This window comes from Sulfitobacter sp. SBS6 (assembly GCF_048285585.1).
In the GTDB taxonomy this organism is placed as follows: Bacteria; Pseudomonadota; Alphaproteobacteria; order Rhodobacterales; family Rhodobacteraceae; genus Sulfitobacter; species Sulfitobacter pontiacus.
Genome location: NZ_JBLWBA010000007.1, coordinates 15,269 through 35,007, shown reverse-complemented (window position 1 = coordinate 35,007; position 19,739 = coordinate 15,269). Strand labels below are relative to the sequence as shown.

The 19,739-nt window shown below is 61.1% G+C and carries 16 protein-coding genes; 10 read left to right on the top strand and 6 right to left on the bottom strand.

Annotated features, from left to right (window positions below; genetic code table 11):
- Window positions 1-131 precede the first annotated feature (131 nt).
- The gene (locus ACNQ62_RS13105) at window positions 132-1,817 is read left to right on the top strand and encodes a thiamine pyrophosphate-binding protein (RefSeq protein ID WP_418095033.1); all 1,686 of its coding nucleotides are present in this window, start codon (window positions 132-134) and stop codon (window positions 1,815-1,817) included.
- A gap of 70 nt (window positions 1,818-1,887) precedes the next feature.
- Here the strand turns inward: ACNQ62_RS13105 and ACNQ62_RS13100 are convergent, their stop codons facing one another.
- On the bottom strand, window positions 1,888-2,637 hold the full coding sequence (locus tag ACNQ62_RS13100) for an SDR family oxidoreductase (protein WP_418095032.1): 750 nt from the start codon (window positions 2,635-2,637) through the stop codon (window positions 1,888-1,890).
- Between the two features lie 96 nt (window positions 2,638-2,733).
- Between ACNQ62_RS13100 and ACNQ62_RS13095 the strand changes: the two genes are divergently transcribed.
- The gene (locus tag ACNQ62_RS13095; RefSeq protein ID WP_418095031.1) at window positions 2,734-3,369 is read left to right on the top strand and encodes a glutathione S-transferase family protein; all 636 of its coding nucleotides are present in this window, start codon (window positions 2,734-2,736) and stop codon (window positions 3,367-3,369) included.
- A 13-nt stretch (window positions 3,370-3,382) separates the two neighbouring features.
- Here the strand turns inward: ACNQ62_RS13095 and ACNQ62_RS13090 are convergent, their stop codons facing one another.
- The 4 genes from ACNQ62_RS13090 to ACNQ62_RS13075 form a co-directional block, all read right to left on the bottom strand.
- Window positions 3,383-3,676: a CcdB family protein gene (locus ACNQ62_RS13090; protein WP_009824373.1), complete on the bottom strand. Its 294-nt coding sequence runs from the start codon at window positions 3,674-3,676 to the stop codon at window positions 3,383-3,385.
- An 8-nt stretch (window positions 3,677-3,684) separates the two neighbouring features.
- The gene (locus ACNQ62_RS13085; RefSeq protein ID WP_039911359.1) at window positions 3,685-3,906 is read right to left on the bottom strand and encodes a type II toxin-antitoxin system CcdA family antitoxin; all 222 of its coding nucleotides are present in this window, start codon (window positions 3,904-3,906) and stop codon (window positions 3,685-3,687) included.
- Window positions 3,907-4,070: 164 nt separating this feature from the next.
- Window positions 4,071-5,216, bottom strand: a complete 1,146-nt coding sequence (locus tag ACNQ62_RS13080; RefSeq protein ID WP_005848981.1) for a ParB/RepB/Spo0J family partition protein — start codon at window positions 5,214-5,216, stop codon at window positions 4,071-4,073.
- On the bottom strand, window positions 5,216-6,514 hold the full coding sequence (locus ACNQ62_RS13075) for an AAA family ATPase (RefSeq protein ID WP_009824376.1): 1,299 nt from the start codon (window positions 6,512-6,514) through the stop codon (window positions 5,216-5,218). The genes ACNQ62_RS13080 and ACNQ62_RS13075 overlap by 1 nt, the downstream gene beginning before the upstream one ends.
- 504 nt (window positions 6,515-7,018) lie before the next feature.
- On the opposite strand from ACNQ62_RS13075, the gene ACNQ62_RS13070 reads away from it, so the two are divergent.
- The 8 genes from ACNQ62_RS13070 to ACNQ62_RS13035 all read left to right on the top strand — a co-directional run bounded on the left by ACNQ62_RS13070 (window position 7,019) and on the right by ACNQ62_RS13035 (window position 17,719).
- On the top strand, window positions 7,019-7,699 hold the full coding sequence (locus ACNQ62_RS13070; RefSeq protein ID WP_009824377.1) for a DnaA N-terminal domain-containing protein: 681 nt from the start codon (window positions 7,019-7,021) through the stop codon (window positions 7,697-7,699).
- A gap of 124 nt (window positions 7,700-7,823) precedes the next feature.
- Window positions 7,824-8,585 (top strand): SDR family NAD(P)-dependent oxidoreductase, encoded by a 762-nt coding sequence (locus tag ACNQ62_RS13065; RefSeq protein ID WP_037941991.1) that lies wholly within the window; start codon window positions 7,824-7,826, stop codon window positions 8,583-8,585.
- Between the two features lie 24 nt (window positions 8,586-8,609).
- Window positions 8,610-9,770 (top strand): acetyl-CoA C-acetyltransferase, encoded by a 1,161-nt coding sequence (locus ACNQ62_RS13060; RefSeq protein WP_418095030.1) that lies wholly within the window; start codon window positions 8,610-8,612, stop codon window positions 9,768-9,770.
- A gap of 101 nt (window positions 9,771-9,871) precedes the next feature.
- Entirely contained in the window at window positions 9,872-10,849 is a 978-nt protein-coding gene (locus ACNQ62_RS13055) for an NAD(P)H-dependent flavin oxidoreductase (protein WP_005848974.1), read from the top strand.
- Between the two features lie 58 nt (window positions 10,850-10,907).
- On the top strand, window positions 10,908-12,170 hold the full coding sequence (locus ACNQ62_RS13050) for a glycerate kinase type-2 family protein (RefSeq protein ID WP_418095029.1): 1,263 nt from the start codon (window positions 10,908-10,910) through the stop codon (window positions 12,168-12,170).
- Window positions 12,171-12,439: 269 nt separating this feature from the next.
- Window positions 12,440-15,556 carry a CHASE domain-containing protein gene (locus ACNQ62_RS13045; protein ID WP_418095028.1) on the top strand — a complete coding sequence of 1,039 codons (3,117 nt, stop codon included), beginning with the start codon at window positions 12,440-12,442 and terminating at the stop codon, window positions 15,554-15,556.
- A gap of 135 nt (window positions 15,557-15,691) precedes the next feature.
- A complete protein-coding gene (locus tag ACNQ62_RS13040; RefSeq protein WP_418095027.1) occupies window positions 15,692-17,344 on the top strand; it encodes an ATP-binding protein in 1,653 nt (550 codons plus the stop codon).
- Window positions 17,345-17,353: 9 nt separating this feature from the next.
- A complete protein-coding gene (locus ACNQ62_RS13035) occupies window positions 17,354-17,719 on the top strand; it encodes a response regulator (protein WP_005848967.1) in 366 nt (121 codons plus the stop codon).
- 88 nt (window positions 17,720-17,807) lie between these two features.
- Here the strand turns inward: ACNQ62_RS13035 and gspD are convergent, their stop codons facing one another.
- Entirely contained in the window at window positions 17,808-19,730 is a 1,923-nt protein-coding gene (gene gspD, locus ACNQ62_RS13030; RefSeq protein ID WP_418095026.1) for a type II secretion system secretin GspD, read from the bottom strand.
- Window positions 19,731-19,739: the final 9 nt, after the last annotated feature.

Genomic DNA, 19,739 nt, shown 5'->3' with positions numbered 1-19,739 from the left:
TGCGGGATACGTTTCCATCCGTCAATTTTTTTTCACCGCCGATGTTTCCCTAACGGCATTGCAAAACCCGCCCCAGCGTGCTGCATCTTCGGCAATCGAAAATACCAGATGACATGGACGGAGCCCGACCAATGACCCAGAACGCCCCCCTCAAACGCCGGACCGGCGGACAGGTCCTTGTGGACCAGCTTTTGATCCACGGGGCCGACACCGCCTATTGCGTGCCCGGTGAAAGCTACCTCGAGGTGCTGGACGCGCTGCATGACGTGCAAGACCGGTTCACCCTGATCAACGCCCGCCACGAGGCCGGTGCGGCGAATATGGCCGAAACCTACGGCAAACTGCACGGCACCCCCGGCATCTGCATGGTCACCCGCGGTCCCGGCGCCTGCCACGCCGCCATTGGCGTGCATATCGCGCAACAAGATAGCACGCCGATGATCCTGCTGGTGGGCCAGATCGCCCGCGACACCACCGACCGCGAAGCGTTTCAGGAAGTCGACTACCGCGCCATGTTCGGCCCTATCGCCAAATGGGCGACCCAGATCGACGATGCGTCGCGGGTGCCTGAATATATGGCCCGCGCCTTCCGCGTCGCCACCTCTGGCCGGCCCGGTCCCGTGGTCATCGCCCTGCCCGAAGACATGCTGACCGATATCGTCGAAGTCGCCGATGCGCGGCCCTATACCGCCACGCAGGCTCAGCTTTCGACAGCAAATGTAGACGCGCTGAAGGACGAGATCGCACAGGCCAAACGCCCGCTGATGCTGCTTGGCGGCTCCGGCTGGACCGAGGATGCCGCCGCCGCGATCACCCGCTTTGCCGAGACCAACAACATCCCCGTCGCCACCTCCTTCCGGCGACAGGATATCGTGCACAACCTGTCGCCCGTCTTTGCGGGCGATTTCGGCACCTCCACCGCGCCGACGCTTTTCGCCCACCAGAAAGAGGCCGATCTGCTGATCGTCATCGGGGCCCGCTTGGGCGAGATGACGACCAAGACCTACACCACCCTGCAATCGCCCAACCCCGATACCCGTCTGGTGCACCTGCACCCTGACGCGGACGAGATCGGCCGCGTCTATTCCCCCGACCTCGGCTTTGCCGCCTCCCCCGCCGCCGCGGCCTCGGCGCTAGGTGAGCTTGATCTGGGCCGCGCCGACGATTGGCAGGAGTGGTGCGCTAAGCTGCATGGCGATTACCTGACCGACACCGACAGTCCCAATGGCGAGGAATGGGAGCTCGACATGGGCGTCGCCCTTTGCCAGATCCGCGATAGCCTACCGCAAGATACAATCGTGACGCTGGACGCGGGCAACCACACCGGCTGGGCACAACGCTATCTGCGTTTTGGCCGCCCGGGGCGCATCGTAGGGTCGACCTGTGGCGCGATGGGGTATTCCGTTCCGGCGGGCGTCTCTGCGGCGCTGGCGCATAAGGATCAGCTGGTGCTGTCTTTCGTCGGCGATGGCGGCTTCATGATGAGCGGGCAAGAGCTCGCCACCGCCGCGCAATACGGGGCGACGCCGATCGTGCTGCTGTTCAACAACGGCATCTACGGCACCATCCGCATGCATCAGGAACGCGACCACCCCGAACGCATTTCAGGCACCACGCTGATCAATCAGGACTTCTGCAAAATGGCCGAGGGCTACGGCGCGCATGCGGAGCGCGTGACCAAAACCGCCGACTTCGCCGCCGCGTTTGACCGTGCCCGCGCCAGCGGTCGCCCGGCCTTGATCGAACTGGTCACCAACCCCGAACAGATCTCGACCCGCACCACGATCACGAAACTGCGCGATGCGGCAAAGAAGTAGGCTCTGAGCAGCGGATTAGAGCCTCATACCGGCACCCCGCCCGCAACCTTGCGCGGGCGGGGCCCCTGCCCTAACCGCGCCCGATAAAGGGCATCTTGGTCGCCATCACGGTCACGAACATGGCGTTTGAAGCAGGCGGCAGGCTTGCCATATAGACCAGCGTGCGGCCCACATCCTCTACATCCATGCGCGGCTCTGCCCGACGTGACCCGTCCGGTTGCAGCACGCCTTGGGCCATCTGCTCTGTCATCTCGCTGGCGGCGTTGCCAATGTCGATCTGACCACAAGCGATGTCATGCGCCCGCCCGTCCAGCGACAGCGACCGCGTCAGCCCTGTCACCGCATGTTTCGTCGCCGTATAGGGTGCCGAGAACGGGCGCGGCACATGGGCAGAGATCGACCCGTTGTTGATGATCCGTCCACCCTTGGGCGACTGCCGTTTCATCAACCCGAAGGCCGCGCGCGCGCATAGAAACGACCCCGTGAGGTTCGCGGCCACAATGGCGTTCCAGTCGTCCAGCGACAGGTCGTCAATCTCGACCGCGGGGGCGTTGACGCCCGCGTTATTGAACAGCAGGTCCAGCCGCCCGAACTGCGCTTCGATCCGATCAAACAGCGCCAGCACATCTGCCTCGACCCCGACATCGGCGGTGATGGCCAGATGCCCCTCCCCCGCCAACGCGGCGCGGGCCTCCTCTAGCGGGGCCATCCGGCGTCCCGTCAGCACCAGCGTAAACCCCGCCTCTGCCAGCGCTGCGGCGCAGGCGCGCCCCACGCCGCTGCCCCCGCCGGTAACCAGTGCAATCTTCCTCTCCATCATCCCCCCGATCTGCGCCTTTGTGATCCGCGCAAGCTGATTTATACCAAGGGCATAGCAACCCGTTTTCCCCCCTGACGCAAGCCGAAGGACGCCGCAATGATCGACCTCTATTCCTGGACCACCCCCAATGGCCGCAAGGTCTCTATCCTGCTAGAGGAGTTGGGCGTCCCCTATACCGCCCACCCTATCGACATCACCAATGATGACCAATTCGCGCCCGACTTCCTGAAAATCAGCCCCAATAACAAGATCCCCGCGATCAAGGACCATGACAACGGCCTCTGCCTGATGGAATCCGGCGCGATCATGTGGTATCTCGCTGATAAATATGGGAAATTTCTGCCGAGCGATGCGATCGGACGTGCCAAGGTGCATGAATGGTTGATGTGGCAGATGGGGGGCTTGGGCCCGATGGCCGGACAGGCGCATCACTTCTTGCAGTTCAACCCGGGCAAGGCCCCCTACGCCGAAACCCGCTATGCGAGTGAGGTCCAGCGGCTTTACGGCGTGCTCGACAAACAGCTCGACGGGCAGGACTTCATCTGCGGCGCCTATTCGATTGCGGATATGGCCTGTTGGCCCTGGGTCGCGCGCTATGAATGGCAGCGGGTGGACCTGACGCAATTCCCCAATGTGTTGCGCTGGTACAAAGCACTGCGCGCCCGCGACGCGGTGATCAAAGGGTATCAGGTGCCGAAAGATGTGGGCGAGGTTCCCCGCGGGGAACCGTAAGCCGCGCGCACCGTCACAGCCCGTCGATCAAGATATCCAACGCCCGCTTCAACGCATCGCGCTCTGCCTCAAGCGAGGTCACCTTGTCGCGCAGCGCGGTGCCGGGCACGGCGGCCAGTTCTTGCACCCGCACGATCCATGCGGTGCCGTCGACCTCTACCTGCGGGGTCAGACCGGGAAAGGCAGCGTACCGCCCCGCCTCGCGCAGCGGTGCCACCACGCGCGAGGCGTCGATGCCAATCAGGTCGGTTTGCAGATCCACCACAAGCTGCCCGCCCGCAAGCCGGTACACATCAAACTGCGCCATAGCTCGTCCTAGAAACTGCGGAAGCGTTCAAGCGGCAGGCCCTCGGCCTCTACCTCTTGTGCATAGGCATCCAGCGCCTGCTGGTTCTCGATCCGCCAGCGGCGGTTGCGTTCTGCCTTGGCGGCGTCCGAAATCGCGGCCTCTGCCAGCCGCGACATGTTCAGCCCAAGCGCGCGCGCCGTCTCGGCGACGCTGGCATCCAATGTAAGATTTACTTTGACACGGCCCATGGCACCCTCTCGCACTATGCGTATAGGGCAGGAGTATACGTGAGGCTGAGGATTCGGGCAAGGCGGCGCGGGTTGGCGCGAATATGTGGGCCTATACCGCCGATTAGGCCCGACCCATCGCAAAGAAGAAGGGGCAAGGCGATCCGCCCTGCCCCCTTCGAGTTTCAGTCTTTCTGATCCAGCGCTGCAAGGAACGCCTCGATCCCGCGCTGCAATCGCGCCTTGCTGACAGCCGAGAAATCGCGCGGCAAGCGCATCTCTACCTTACCGTCCGACGCGATCACCCGCATCTCCCCCTGTGGCAACCCAAGGCGCAAGGATGTCTTGGCAGAGCTTCGCCCCGCGGGTTTTGGGGCGGCTTTCTTCGCCGTGATCCCTGCCCGCAGAATCGCAAGTTCGGCATCGGCATCCCGTTCAGGCTGCTTGATCAACGCCTTTTTCAGCGCCATCGCATTGCCCGCCTGCGCATCAAGGAACCGATAGACATCCAGCCCAAGCGCCCGCGGGATCGCCTCGGGGTAGCGCAGCGCGCCGTCCAGATCGGCAAGCACACGGGCGAACTGCCGGATATAGGTCTTCTTCTGCTTAAGCGCAGAGGCATAGAGCGTGCCAACCGCGTCACTCACCTCGACGCCCGAATCCTGCGCATAGGACAGGGCCAACCGCGCCATCTCGCCAAAGGACAGATCTTTGCGCACAAGGTTCTCGTCCACCATCTTACGGTACAGATCGGCAAGGGGTTCCCCGCGGGGAACCAGCGCGGCGGGGATGCGGGAATAGCGCGGATCGCCGGTTTCGGCTGCAAGCTCGCGGAAAGCGGTGAGCCGGCGGAAGCCTTGAATAAGCTCATACCCGTTATCCGTCTGCTCCACCCGAATGGGGTTGGAGAGGCCGACCGACTGGATCGACTGTTTCAACTCTGCCAGTTCGGGGTCGACATTGGCCGACCGGTCGCGGGTCAGCTTGTCGGTATGCACATCCGAGGTCTGGATCAGATCGGTGATCAACCCCAGCCGTTTCAGCCGCACATGCTCATGCGCCAGCGCGTCGTTTTCCGCGCGAATGGCGGCCTCTGCACTGGCGCGCTCGGAAGTGGCTTCAAGCGTTTCCGAGATCGCGCTCGCCATCGGGCCGCGTCGCGACGGGGCAGGGGGGTTGGGCACAGGATCAGAGTTCTGCAACGGGTGGCCCTGAATATTGTACTCTTTCACAACGGGCGGTTCGGCAGGTGCGTTCCCCGCGGGGAACCCCGCGTCTTCCTCTTCATCCAGATCGAAGTTGATATCGAAAACAGAGCGTTTCTTAACCATTATTCATCCTCCAGTTTATCCCACGCATCGACAAGCGTGGCACGGAATTCATCATAGGCCCGATCAAAGGAGGCCCGCGCGCGGCGCCAGGTCTCGCGGGTCATCTGGCGGTAATCCATCTCGTAGATCGACGACAGGAACCGGCCTGACTGTTCAACCGCGCGGGTCATTTCAATCGGGTGCTCTGCTACATGTGGCTTAAAGACCTGATTAAATGCTGACTGCATCGCACGGTGCAGATCGTTATTCGGCTCGAAACGGGTCAATAGAAACTTGATGTCGGCAAAGGCCTTGACCGGATCGGTGCCCGACGGCAGCCGCCCGCGGAAGCGGCCCAGATCCTCAAGCGCTTCGGATAGCTGGCCGATGAAGCTGGTGGTGCTGTCATACTCCCAATAGCCGGGGCCGGAAGGGATATACAAAACATCCGCCGCAAAGACCGCGTTCATCGACTGGTAGCCAATGGCGGGCGGGCAATCAAAGATGATCAGGTCATAGGCGTCCGGCGGGATCGTATCAAGATAACGGGACACGGCGGCAAAGAACGACCATTCGGGGTTCAGGTGCCGGTACTGCGCGCTGGCAAATTCAACGAAGGCGGCATTGGCACAGCTGGGGATCAGGTCGATCGTGGGCCAGCTGGTTGGCTTGATGAAATCGGTGGCGCGCAATTCGCTAAGCCCCATACCGGTGACAGAGGCAGGCAGTTTGCGTTGGGGCAGGGTGGCCCCGCTTTCCGCGCCGCCCTGCACCGCGTTCATCCTCTCAGTCTCGCGGATCAGGTCGCGGGCCATGATGCCCCAGACGGTGACCTCTTCCGAGACATCCGACAGCCCCATCGAATGGCTGAGCGTGGCCTGCGGATCGAAATCCACGGCCAGCACGCGGTAGCCGTCAAGCGCGGCCGCATGGGCGAAATGCAGCGCGACGGTGGACTTGCCCGCGCCGCCCTTAAAGTTGGCAATCGCGGCACGCACCGCCCGCTTGCCCGCAGGGCGCGGCGGCATCAGCGACCGGTTCTTGATCTTCAGCTTGCGCCGCAGCTCGTTGATCTCTTCCAGCGCATACCAGCGCTGGCGGCCTTCCTCTTCCACCTGCCCCTCGGGCAGGGACGGGTCGGCGGCCAGCCGGCCGCGCAGGGTCGACGGGTTGGTCTTGAAGATCAGCTCCGCCACTTCCCAGCTTGAGAACCGGCGCAGGGTCTTTTCCATCTCGGGCGAATAGGTCTGATGCCGGATGTGCCCCTGCATCTTGAGCGACTGCGCCTGAAGCTTTGCCAGGTCCGCATAGGTAAACATAAGCTGTCCTTTTCCCTAACCGTTCCCCGCGGGGAACCGCCGCCCCGCACGCTGTGGCGGCACCGGAAAACCCGAAAGAGAACGCTAATTACTACTCAATTTGGATTTACGCTGAATTTGCATCTTATGGAAAGACATTTATTCTATAATCAGGTTTTCAATATCCCTTATACCACAGGGCCCCGGCGCGATTCGGGCGATAGGCGCGGCTCTATAGCTCCGGGGCGGAAATATAGGGGGACAGCAGGATCGGTCCCGCGACATATTGGGGGACAAAAATGCTGTAATAGGGGACGCTCTGTATGACCCCCTATACCAATGATACCTCAACTTTCAAATTTGAATGGGGAAGAAAGAGGGTCGGGGCAAAACCAATCCTTGACAGAATCGGGTTTCCGGACGCAAATCAGGGAAGAGGCGGAAAAGACGTTGTCTACGCCCCGAGGATCCATCAAGAGATCGAACTGAGGCTGCACATTCACACCGTGCCAGATCGGAGCAGCTATGCTTTCACCGAAACCCGTGGGGCGTGACGCCGCCGCGCGCAAGTATGATATCATCACCGCCTTGGGGGCCTATGCCCTTGCCGGCGGGAAACATGATCACCGTCTGGTGCTGCGCTTCATTACACTTGTAACGGCGCGCTACAACTGGGCGCGCAATGAACTGGCCGTGGGTCAGCGCGAGATCGCGCAGCTTTGGTCCGTTGATGAACGCACCGTCAAACGCGAGATGGCAAAGCTGCGCGGCTGTGGCTGGCTGGTGGTCAAACGTCAGGGCGCACGCGGACGGGTGACGGAATACGGGCTCGACCTTGATGCGATCCTTGAAAAGACGCGCCCGCAATGGCCGCAGGTCGGGCCGGACTTTGATCTGCGGATGCAGGGCGCGCCGGAACCGACGCGGGTGGTGCCTTTGCCCGTGCGTGGCACCGCCCCGACGCCGCCTGTCGAAGGGGGCAGCGAATGGGCGTTGGCGCAGGCCGTGCTCCATGCCGAAGATGCCGGTGTCTATGGCAGTTGGCTGCATAATCTCACGCGGCAGGATCGGGCAGGGGGGCGTGTCACGCTTCAGGCCCCCAGCCGTTTTCACGGGGCCTATGTGCAGACCCATCTGACCACCCGCGTGCTGGCCGCATTGCAGGCCGTAGATAGTGACGTGTCCGAGGTCGTGATCACCGCCTGAACCGGATCGGCTGAACGGGGGCACCGCGTGCCCCACGCTTTGCCATTGTAATCCGCGAAACCGCAGGCGACATTCCCCGCAATTAAACTGTTGCCCCTGCGTCAGCAGGGAAGGGGAGGATACCATGCAATTGAACGGACAAGCCGCCATCGTCACCGGTGGCGCTTCGGGATTGGGCGGGGCCACGGCAGCGTTTCTGGCGCAGGCCGGGGCCAAGGTCACCATCTTTGATATGAACGCCGAACTGGGCGAGGAAAAAGCCACCGCCATCGGGGGCAAGTTTCTGCGCGTTGATGTCACCGACGAAAGCGCGGTAGAGGCCGCGATCGCAGAGGCCGAAGGGCTGCACGGCAAGGCGCGTATTCTGGTAAACTGCGCGGGCATCGGCCCACCTGCCAAAGTCGTGGATCGTGACGGCGCGGCGCTGCCCTTGGCAAGCTTTACCAATGTCGTGAATGTGAACCTGCTGGGCTCGTTCAACGTGTTGTCGAAATTCGCCGCGGCCTTGCACAAGGCAGAGCCCGTGGGCGAGGAACGCGGCGTGATCATCAACACGGCGTCGGTCGCAGCGTTTGATGGTCAGATCGGGCAGGCGGCCTATGCGGCATCGAAGGGCGGGATCGTGGGCATGACCTTGCCCGTCGCCCGCGAGCTGGCGCGCTATGGCATTCGTGTGATGACGATCGCACCGGGGCTGTTCCTCACACCGCTGCTGGAGGGGCTGCCGCAGGAGGCGCAGGATTCGCTCGGCGCGCAGGTGCCCTTCCCCAGCCGTTTGGGCGATCCGTCGGAATACGCCAAGATGGTTGGGGCGATTATCGACAACCCGATGCTGAACGGTGAAACGATCCGCCTTGATGGCGCGATCCGCATGGCACCGAAATAGAGACTGAATAGAGGGGAAAGCGTTATGGCACATGCCTATATCGTAGAGACAGCCCGCACCGCAGGGGGGCGCCGTGGCGGCGCGCTGCGCGACTGGCACCCTGCCAATCTGGGGGCCGAAGTGTTGAATGCGCTGGTGGCGCGGTCCGGGATCGACGGCGCGGTGATTGATGACGTGATCGTCGGTTGCGTCAGCCAGGGCGGAGAGCAATCCTTTGCCTTCGGGCGCAACTGTGTGTTGGCGTCGAACCTGCCGCAATCGGTGCCCGCGGTCACCATCGACCGGCAATGCGGCAGCTCGCAACAGGCGGTGCAATTCGCGGCACAGGCGGTGATGTCGGGCACGCAGGATGTGGTTGTCGCCATGGGCGTCGAAAGCATGACACGGGTGCCGATGGGGTCGAATGTATCGCTTTATGCCAAGGCGGGGTTGGGCGAGGGCCCGTTCAGCGACCGGATCGAGGCGCGCTACGGCACCAAGAATTTCAGCCAGTTCATCGGCGCGGAAATGGTCGCGCAAAAGCACGGGTTCACCCGCGCGGAACTGGACGCCTATGCGCTGGAAAGCCACCGCCGCGCCGCCGCTGCGCGGGATGGTGGGGTCTTTGACGCAGAGATCATTCCGCTGGCCATCGAGGGCGGGATGCACACCCGCGACGAAGGCATCCGCGATGATGCGACGCTTGACGGGATTTCCTCTGTTAAACTGCTGGATCCGGACGGCATGATCTCTGCCGCGAATGCGTCGCAGATTTGCGATGGGGCGGCGGGCGTGTTGGTCGTGTCCGAAGCTGCGCTCAAGAAATACAAGCTGACCCCGAAGGCGCGGATCGTGAACCTGACGGTGACCGCGGGCGATCCGGTGATCATGCTGGAGGAACCGCTGCCCGCCACCGACCGCGCGCTGGAGCGGGCCGGTATGAAAATCGACGACATCGATCTGTTCGAGGTCAACGAAGCCTTTGCGCCGATCCCGATGGCCTGGGCGAAACACACCGGGGCCGATCCGGCCAAGTTGAATGTGAACGGCGGCGCGATTGCGCTTGGGCATCCTCTGGGGGCCTCTGGTGCGCGGCTGATGACGACGCTGGTGCACAGCCTGCATGCGCGCGGCCAAAGATACGGGTTGCAAACCATGTGCGAAGGCGGCGGCATCGCCAATGTCACCATCATCGAGGCGCTGTAGTCCCGATCACAAGAAGGGGGTGACGGACGCAACGTTCGTCATTTCCAAAGCGCGCACATCCTGACAAGTTGCAGGAAAATAATACGTCCCGGAGGAACAAGATGACGCTACCCGCCCTTTTCGACAATTTGCGTATCCCGCTGATTGGCAGCCCGCTGTTCATTATCTCGAACCCTGATCTGGTGATTGCACAGTGCAAGGCCGGTATCGTGGGCAGCTTTCCAGCGCTGAACGCACGCGAAGCGGAAGGGGAGCCGATTGAGCTGGACCGCTGGTTGACGCGCATCAAGGAAGAGCTGGACCGTCACAACCAAGCGAACCCCGACAATCCTGCCGCCCCCTATGCGGTGAACCAGATCGTGCATAAATCCAACGCGCGGCTTGAACGGGACGTAGAGATTTGCGTCAAGCACGAGGTGCCGCTGTGGATCACGTCGCTCGGGGCGCAGGAATGGCTGAACGATGCGGCGCATGGCGCGGGCGGTGTTGTCTTGCACGACATCATCAACAACCGCTTTGCCCATAAGGCGATTGAAAAAGGGGCCGATGGTCTGATCGCTGTGGCCGCCGGGGCAGGGGGGCACGCCGGTGCCTTGTCGCCGCTGGCGCTGATCCAGGAGATCCGCGAATGGTTCAACGGGCCGCTGTTCCTGTCGGGGGCGATTGCCAAGGGCGACAGCATTCTTGCGGCGCAGGCCATGGGCGCGGATGGCGGCTATGCCGGGTCGGCGTTTATCGCCACGCAAGAGGCGAATGCCGACGCACGCTACAAGCAGATGATCGCGGATTCGGGGGCCTCGGATATTGTGTACTCCGATTTGTTTACCGGCGTTTGGGGCAACTATCTGAAAGCCTCGATCGAGGCGCAGGGCATGGACCCGAACAACCTTGAACGGTCCGACCCGTCGAACATGAACTTCGGTGCCGATCGCGAAAAGCCCAAAAGCTGGAAAGAGATTTGGGGTGCCGGTCAGGGCATCGGCGCGGTCAAGGATGTGCGCCCCGCCGCCGAGGTGGTCGAGCGGATGGCGACAGAATACGCCGCGGCCCGCAAAAGGCTGTTCGATCAGACTGCGTGAGTGTAAAACAGGCCGTCCCTTCGGGGGCGGCTTTTTTGATGACGGGATAGGGATCGCCATGCACACCGCGCCGGAGACGACTTTACGCCGCTTGTTCGACCGCGCGGTCGCCGTGGCCGATCCGATGCAATCGCTGGCCGCGCATCTGCCGCCGAAACCGGCGGGGCGTGTGGTGGTGATCGGTGCGGGCAAGGCCAGCGCGCGCATGGCCGAGGCGGTCGAAGCGGCTTGGGGCCCCTGCGACGGTTTGGTGATCACCCGCTATGGATACGCCCGCCCCTGTCAGGGCATCGAGATTGTCGAGGCCGCCCACCCCGTGCCCGATGCCGCCGGACAGGCCGCAACCGCGCGGATGCTAGAGCTGCTGCAGGGCTTGGGCGAGGAGGACTTTGTGCTGGCGTTGATCTCGGGCGGGGCGTCGGCGCTGCTGACCGCCCCCTTGGGGGAGATTACGCTGGCCGAGAAACAGGCGGTGAACGCGGGGTTGCTGGCCTCTGGCGCGCCGATCACGCAGATGAATGTGGTGCGCAAGCATCTGTCGCAGGTCAAGGGCGGGCAGCTGGCGGCGGCGGCCTATCCGGCAGCGATGCACACGTTGATGATCTCGGATGTGCCGGGGGATGATATGGCGATGATCGGGTCGGGCCCCACGGTGGGCGATGCCTCCACCTCGCGTGATGCGCAGGCGATCTTGACGCAGTGGGGCGTGGCGGTTCCGGCCTCGGTCACGCGGGCGCTGGCTGCGGGGTCGCAGGTCGTTCCGCCGGATGATGCGCGGCTGTCGCGTGTGATGAACCGGATTTATGCGGCCCCCAAGCAATCGCTGGATGCGGCACAGGCTTTGGCCGAGGCAGAGGGGTTTCGCGTGATCCGTCTGGGCAATGACCTAGAGGGCGAGGCCCGCGAGGTCGCCCGCGCCCATGCCGCCTTGGCCCTGCAAGAACAGGCGCGTCTACATCCCGGCGATGCGCCGATTGTAATCCTGTCGGGCGGCGAGCTGACGGTCACGCGGCGCGGGGATGGCGTTGGTGGACCGAATGCGGAATATGCCTTGGCGCTGATGCTGGCGCTGAACGGGGCGGCGGGTATCTGGGGGTTGGCCTGCGATACCGACGGCGTCGACGGTGCGGCAGAGGTCGCGGGGGCGATCATCGGGCCCGACATATTGGCACGGGGCGGGGCCGCGCGCGCCGACGCAGAATCGGCGTTAGCGGTAAATGACGCCCACGGTTTCTTTGGCCGGATGGGCGGTCAGGTGGTGACGGGACCGACGCTGACGAACGTCAACGACTTCCGTGCTATGATTGTGCATCCCGTATGATCAGCAACCCTGAGTTGGGGCGTCTTTAGATTCTCTTGAGGTTTCTGTCTTTATCCTGTGCGCAAGTAATAATTAACGTTGGCAGGGAAACCGGTGCTACTTATAAGTGAGGGATGCCGGTAACATGATCAGCGGGTGGCTTTCATCGATTAGGCGCTTTTTTCAGTTTCGCGAAATGTGAGAGTATAGTTTTGTTCAAGCGCTTAGATTTGATTTTGGTCGTTGTCTGCCTTCTCGTGACCTTCGGGATCTACGCTGAAGGCGCGCGAATGAACCGCGCCGCGGCCAAGGCCGAATTCACCCGCATCACCGAAGACGGGCTTCAGGCGCTGGATCGTCGGATGAACATCTATCTGCAAAGTCTGAACGGCGCCGCAGGGATGATGCAATCGTCGGAGAATATCGAATACGACGATTTCGAGACCTTTGTCGAAAGTCTGGATTTCGAAAACTATCTGCCCGGCATCAACGGCATCGGTTTTGTCGAACCCGTGGCCAAGGTGGACGAGGATGCTTTCGTCGCCGATATGCGTGCCAATGGGACGCCGGGGTTCGAGATCAGGCCGGAAACGAACCATGACCAGAAATATGTGATCAAATATATCGCGCCGGTGCTGCCCAACAAGGAAGCCGTAGGGCTGGACATCAGCTTTGAAAAAGGGCGGCGCGAGGCGGCGGATCGGGCGCGCGAAACCAACACCCCGCAGCTGACACCGCGCATCCTGCTGGTGCAGGACGCGATGAAGGAACCGGGGTTCTTGCTGCTGCGCCCGCTGTTCTATGCCTCCGGCCCGCGCGAGGGGACGTTTCGCGGCTGGGTCTATGCGCCGTTCATCGGCCGCAACCTGTTGCAGGATCTGACGCCGAACCAGAACAATGTGTATGATTTCCACGTCTATGACGGCGACACGACCGACCCCGAGGCTCTGATCTATGCCAGTCAGGATCACGAACATGCGGCGGGTAAGTATAGTGTGGCCTATGCCACCGAATTCTTCGGGCGGACCTGGACCGTCCAATATGAAAGCACCCCCTTGTTCGAGGCGTTGTTCCCCGGTGGAACACCGCTGCTCGCGCTGATCGCAGGGATTGCCCTGACCGCGATGCTGATCGTGGTGCTGCGCGCCATTCGCCAACGCGGGGATTCTCTGGCCGAGGTGGCCGCGCTGCGCGAACAGCAGATCAGCGCCCGCGAAGAGGAAAACCGGTCGATCATCGAGAACAGCGTTGTGGGCATCTTCATTCTGGATGAACGCCGCGAGATCCTGTTTGCCAACCACGCCGCGCTCGAGATTTTCGACAAGCATGAAGACGGGATGGGCGGGTTGCCCCTGAAGAAATTCGTGACAGAGGCGGGGTGGCTGCCCGCAGAGGCAGGCTATAACGCCACGGGCACCAAACATGACGGATCCACGCTGCACCTTGATCTACATTATAACGAATGGGAAACGCTGAATGGCGTCAAACGCATCACCGCTATTGTGCGGGATGTATCGGTCGAGGTCGGGGCCGTCGGGGAACTGGCCGGGATCAAGGAACGCTATGACCATGCCCTCGCGGGGTCAGAAATTGGCGTGTTCGAGATCGACCTGATGTCGGGCAAATCGGTGGTTTCGCCGACGTGGCGCAAGATCATGGAGGTCGGTCCGGAGGTCGAGGATACGCAGGAAGAGTTCCTAAGCCGTATCCACCCCGACGATCTGCCCCGTCTGATCGAGGCGGATCAGCACTGTATCACCGGCAAGGCAGAACGGTCGCGGACCGAATACCGGATGCAGTTCGGCGAAAGCTGGCGCTGGATGCGGTCGGATGCCGTGGTCGTGGACCGCGCCGACGATGGGTCGGCGATACGGATGGTCGGGACGCAAAGCGACATTACCGGGCTGCGTCACGCCCGCAACGCGCTTGAGGCGAGCGAGAAGCGATTCCGCACCGTGCTGGATGCGGCCCCCGTTGGCATGGCGACCCTGAACAGCAACGGACAGTTCACCAGCGTGAACAACGCCATGTGCGAGCTGACGGGATATTCGCAAAAGGTAATGACCGACCGGTTCAACCTTGCGCAGATCATCCCCGAGGAAGATGTGAAGCTGATGCGTGATATCGTGACCAAGTTCACCGAAAGCGGGTCGAACGAGGTTTACCGCGGCGAACATCCGATCCTGCACAAGGACGGCGGCCAGCGGTGGGGGCTGTTCAACATCACCTGGACCTTCGACAAAAACGAAGGGGCCTATGTCTTTATCGCGCAGGTCAACGATATCACCGACCAGAAGAAGATCGACGAGATCAAGAATGAGTTCGTGTCCACCGTCAGCCATGAATTGCGCACGCCGCTGACCTCTATCAAGGGGGCGCTTGGCCTGATCGAGATGTCGGCGCGTGACACCATGCCGGCCTCGGCGCTGCGCCTGATCGAGATCGCGCGCAACAACGCCGACCGTCTGACCACCATCGTCAACGATATTCTCGACCTCGAAAAGATATCGTCGGGCAAGATCGAGTTTGACCTCAGCCCGATGAGCCTGAACGAGGTCATCTCTTCGGCGGTGCAAGAGATGATGCCCTTTGCCGTCACCCATAACACCAAACTGGTGATGGATCTGCCCGACACCGACATCAATGTAACCGCCGATTGGTCACGGATGATGCAGGTGCTGGCGAACCTGATGTCGAATGCGTGCAAGTACTCGACCGAAGGCACCGACGTCACGATCAAGGCCGAGACGATTGGCGACATGGCGATTGTTTACGTGCAGAACTTCGGCCCCGGCGTGCCCGAGAATTTCAAGAACCGGATTTTTCAGGCGTTTTCTCAAGCCGATGGATCGGACACGCGGGCCAAGGGCGGGACGGGCCTTGGGCTGAATATCACGCGACAGATCGTCTGGCGTCAGGGCGGCAACATCGGCTTTGAAAGCAAGCCGAGCGGGACCACGGTTTTCTGGTTCACCTGTCCGCTGGCCACCGATGCCGAAGGGTATGACGTGCTGCCCGATGCCCGCACGTTCGAAGTGATCGACGGCACGAGGAACAACCTTAGGGTGTTGCACCTTGAGGATGACGAAGAATTTGCAGAGGTGCTGCGCGAAGGGCTGAGACCCTTTGCCGATGTCCATAACGTCACGCGGCTGAACGAGGTCCACGAAGCGCTGAGCGCGGGGCCGCTGGATGTGATTATCCTTGACTGGACCGTGCCAGATGGCGACGCCGCTGCCGTTCTGGACGATATCGCTGAGCTTCAGCCAACGGCGCGGGTGGTCGGGCTGACCTCTGACGCGGCGCGCGAGAAGGATAGTCGGGTGGGCACCCATCTGGTGAAGTCGCAGACCGATCTGAACCACATTATCGAAAGTATTGTAGGTCCGACACAAAGAGCGAGTTGATCTCCTTATGGTTGTTTCTAAAGTTGCTAAAAATCGCCTTAAAAATGTCTAGATACTTTTGTCTATGATGGCGCAAGGGATGGAGAGGGTGCTTGGCTAGGGATGGTGCCTTCTTTTTGTAAGTAAGGACGCGATATGTCTTGGAACGGAAAGAAGCGCCATAGTGCGACCGGTTTCGTCGCCGGATCGGCCTTGGCTGGGGGGTGGTACGCCGCGACCTCGGCGCTGCTGTCGGGCGCACCGGCGCAAACCGTTCCGGTTATCGGGGCCATCGCCATTGCAAGTCTGGTACCGCTGATCGCCGCGAACGTGCGGGCCACGCCGGCGCGTGCGACGGTTGATGACAGCGTCGCCCAACAGCTGCGTGTGCTAAAGATGCACACGATGGTAAACGTGGTCGACACCGATAACCTGCTGGTCGAGGTGAACGACCTGTTGCTAGAGGCAACCGGCTATACCCGCCAAGAGCTGATCGGCAAACCGGTCGCGATGCTGTATTCCAAGGACAATAGAACCACCGCCACTGAAATCCGCGATCTGCTGCGGCAGGGCAAAAGCTGGCAGGGTGAAACGACGCTGCGCAATCGCGACGGGTCAAACTGCGTGACACAGACGACAGTGACCCCGTTGCTGGATGCGAATGGCCGCTGGATCGGGTCGATCTCGGCGCGGACGGACATCACCTCTACCACCAAGCTGATCGCGCGGCGCGACACGGCGATGACCTTGCACGAGCTGCGCGACGACATCTGGATCGTGTCGGAAGACAACCTTGAGTTGCGCTATATGAACCTTGCCGCCAAAGCACGGTTCGGCTGGTCGACGCGGCCCAAGAACGGGCAAACGGTGCGCGATATGGCGGCCGAGCGCGGCTGCGAGGATGTGCTCGACGCCTGTCTACGGATGATGGATATCGGCGACACCTATATGACGTTCAGCGCAACGATATCGGGCACGAACTTTGAAGGGTCGATCAAGTGGCTCAACAAGGGGACAGTCGACGGGCGTCTGCTGATCATGCTGCACGATATCACCGAACGGCTTGAACAAGAGCAACTTCAGGCGGATTTTATCTCTATGGTCAGCCACGAACTCCGGTCGCCCTTGACCTCGATCAAAGGGTCGATGGGGCTGCTGTTGTCGAAAGCCGCGGGGCAGCTGCCGCCCAAGGCCGAGGGCCTGCTGGAGATCGCGCATCGCAATGCCGATCGTCTGGTGCTGATCATCAACGACATTCTGGATATGGAGAAGATCTCCTCCGGGCGTCTGGATTTCGAACTGGAAACCGCCGACCTGTCAGAACTGGTGGCCGAATCCCTGCGCGCCAATGCGACCGCGCATCAGCGGTTCGGCTTGCAGATCAAATGCCACGGGGTGGATACGCCCACCTATATCGAGACCGACGCCAACCGTATCATTCAAGTTTTAACCAACTTGATGTCGAATGCTGCGAAGTTTTCCAAGCCAGGCGGCACGGTGGAGATCTCCGTCGATAAAACGCCCGAAAACGTATGTGTGTCTGTACGCGATGAGGGTATGGGCATTGCGCCCGAAGACCAGCATAAGATCTTTCAGCGGTTTGCAGATATGGCGAATTCCGACCGGGCGACCAAAGGCGGTACCGGTTTGGGGCTGAGCATCTGTAAAGCAATTGTTGAAGGTTTGGGTGGTACGATCGATTTTGTCAGTAAAGAAGGGCGGGGGACAACTTTCACCTTCACTTTACCTGTCAAAACGCGCCATTCTGGGCCAGAGAATGATTTTGAAAGACTAGAGAACGTTGGATAAGAGTCCCGTATGATTAAATTGCTTCACGTAGAAGACGACGCCGATATTCGCGAAATCGCCAAAATGTCACTCGAACTGTCGGGTGATTTCGTGGTGGAGCAATGCGATTGCGGCGAACAGGCGCTTGAAAAGACGCTGGATTATATCCCCGACGTGTTTTTGCTGGATATGATGATGCCCGGCATGACCGGCCGTCAAACGCTTGAGAAACTGCGCGAGAATCCGGATTTCGCAAATGTGCCCGCGATCTTCATGACCGCCCGTGCCCAACCGAACGAGCTGGAAGAACTGCGCGGCATCGGCGCGACAGAGGTGATCAGCAAACCCTTTGATCCCATGTCGCTCGCCGACCAGATCAAGGCCGCCATCGCCTAAAACGCATTTAACTTTATGATACCTGAACCGCAGTGGCACCATTGCGGTTCTATTGGTGTGTCTCAGTCGTCAAGCTGTAGCCGTCATTCTAGTACAAGCCGTTGATCTCAAGCGGTAGGCGTTTGACCTTACGCTCTTTCAACAGGCTGCGCGGTGGTTCTGCGGCGTCTGCCTTGCGAACGCGTTGGTACTGGCGGTTGGCCACGGCCTGCGCTTTGTGCTGGCTGTCGATCACAGTGGGGCGCAGGAAGACGAACAGGGTTCGGCGCGTCGAGTCCTCTGATCTTGAACGGAATAGCCCGCCGATCAAGGGCGCGTCACCAAGACCGGGGACCTTGCCTTTGGCATTGCGCGAGTCATCGGTGATCAGCCCGCCGAGCACGATTGTACCACCGTCTTGCGCCTGAACGGTGGTTTCAATCAGGCGACGGTTGGTGACCAGATCCACGGCCCCTTCGACATTGGCGTTCACGAGGCTGGACACCTCTTGCGAGATATCAAGCCGCACGATGCCATTTGACGTTACACGGGGCAGAACCTGCATTGTGATCCCAACATCACGCCGTTCGATTGTCGTGAAAGGCGTCGCGGTATTGCCGTCGGTGGCGAAAGACCCTGTGCGGAACGGTACGTTCTGTCCCACGACAATTGTCGCGGCCTTGTTGTCGGTTGTGGTGATCGATGGGGTGGAAAGGAGGTTCGCCTGTGTGGATTGCGACAGGGCCTGAACCAAAATGCCAAAGTTGTCTGAACCCGCGCCCAATGTCAGACCGCTGGCCAGACCAGAGGCCTGAGACACACCCAACGCCCCCAGAACATTGCCCAAGGAGCTGCCGCCGGTGCCAAAGGATGTCGCTGCGAAGCCGCCGTTGGGAATATTCGACCCTAGCCCCAGCTGCGTTCCCAACCGTTCTGCAACCTCGCCGGAAACTTCGACGATTGCGGCTTCGATCATGACTTGGCGTGGCCGTTTGTCGAGCGCACCAATCAGGCTTGTGGCCTCTTGGATCTGGCTTTCGGTGCCGCGGATCACGATGGAATTGGTTTCGGTGGAAGCTTGCACCGATACCTCGGACGCAGGACCAGTGGGCGCGACGGGCGTTTCGCCATCCACAGCTTCAGCGACGGGATTCACAATGTCTGTGCCCCCTTGCAGCGTGTTCGATACGATCTCTGCCACGACCTCGGCATCGCCGTATTTCAGCGCATAAAGGTGGGTGCGTTTGCGCGCTTGGGGGTTTCTGCGCGGCGCGACATCAAGATCGCGGGCGAGTTGACGGATTTGGCTAATGTCACGTTCGTCACCTCGTACCAGCAGCACGTTAGAGGCTGCATCAACAGAAATACGCGCCCCTGTCCCAGAGGTGCCCAACACCTCGTCCATCGCCTGAGCAACGGTTGTGGCTTCGGCGTAGGTGAAACGAATAACCTCTGTGCGCTGGTCCTGAGGGGTGTCAAAGGTGCGGGCGATATTGACGATACGGTCCACGTTGGCCTGAGTATCGGTAATGATGACGGCATTCGGATCGGTCAGCGCCTCGATATATCCGTTTGCAGCCACCAAGGGGCGCAGCACGCGCACCGCTTCGGCGGAGGGAAGGCGTTCAAGGGGGACAAGTTTGGTAACAACGTCCTGATCCCCCGCGCGCCCGCCCGGTGGAATGGTTCCCCCTTTAGAGACGGATTGCGTTTCAGGGACGATCTCCCAGACGACGCCGCTTTCAACCGCAACAAACCCGCGCACGCGCAGCATTGACTGGAACAGCGACCAAACGCCTGCTTGGGTCAGTTGTTTTGATGAAATGACCGTCACGCTGCCGGTTAGGTTCGGGTCGATGATCAAGGTCCGTTGGGTAATCTCGGATACCTGTTCAGCCAGCACCGAGATTTCGGCATTGCGCAGGTTCACGATGAATTCGGCTTTGCTGTCATCCAGCGCGATGGTCTGCGCCGACATAGGGGCCGCCAACAGGCTGACAATCAGCGCGAGAACCGTCGCCAGCTTATACATGAAGGATGT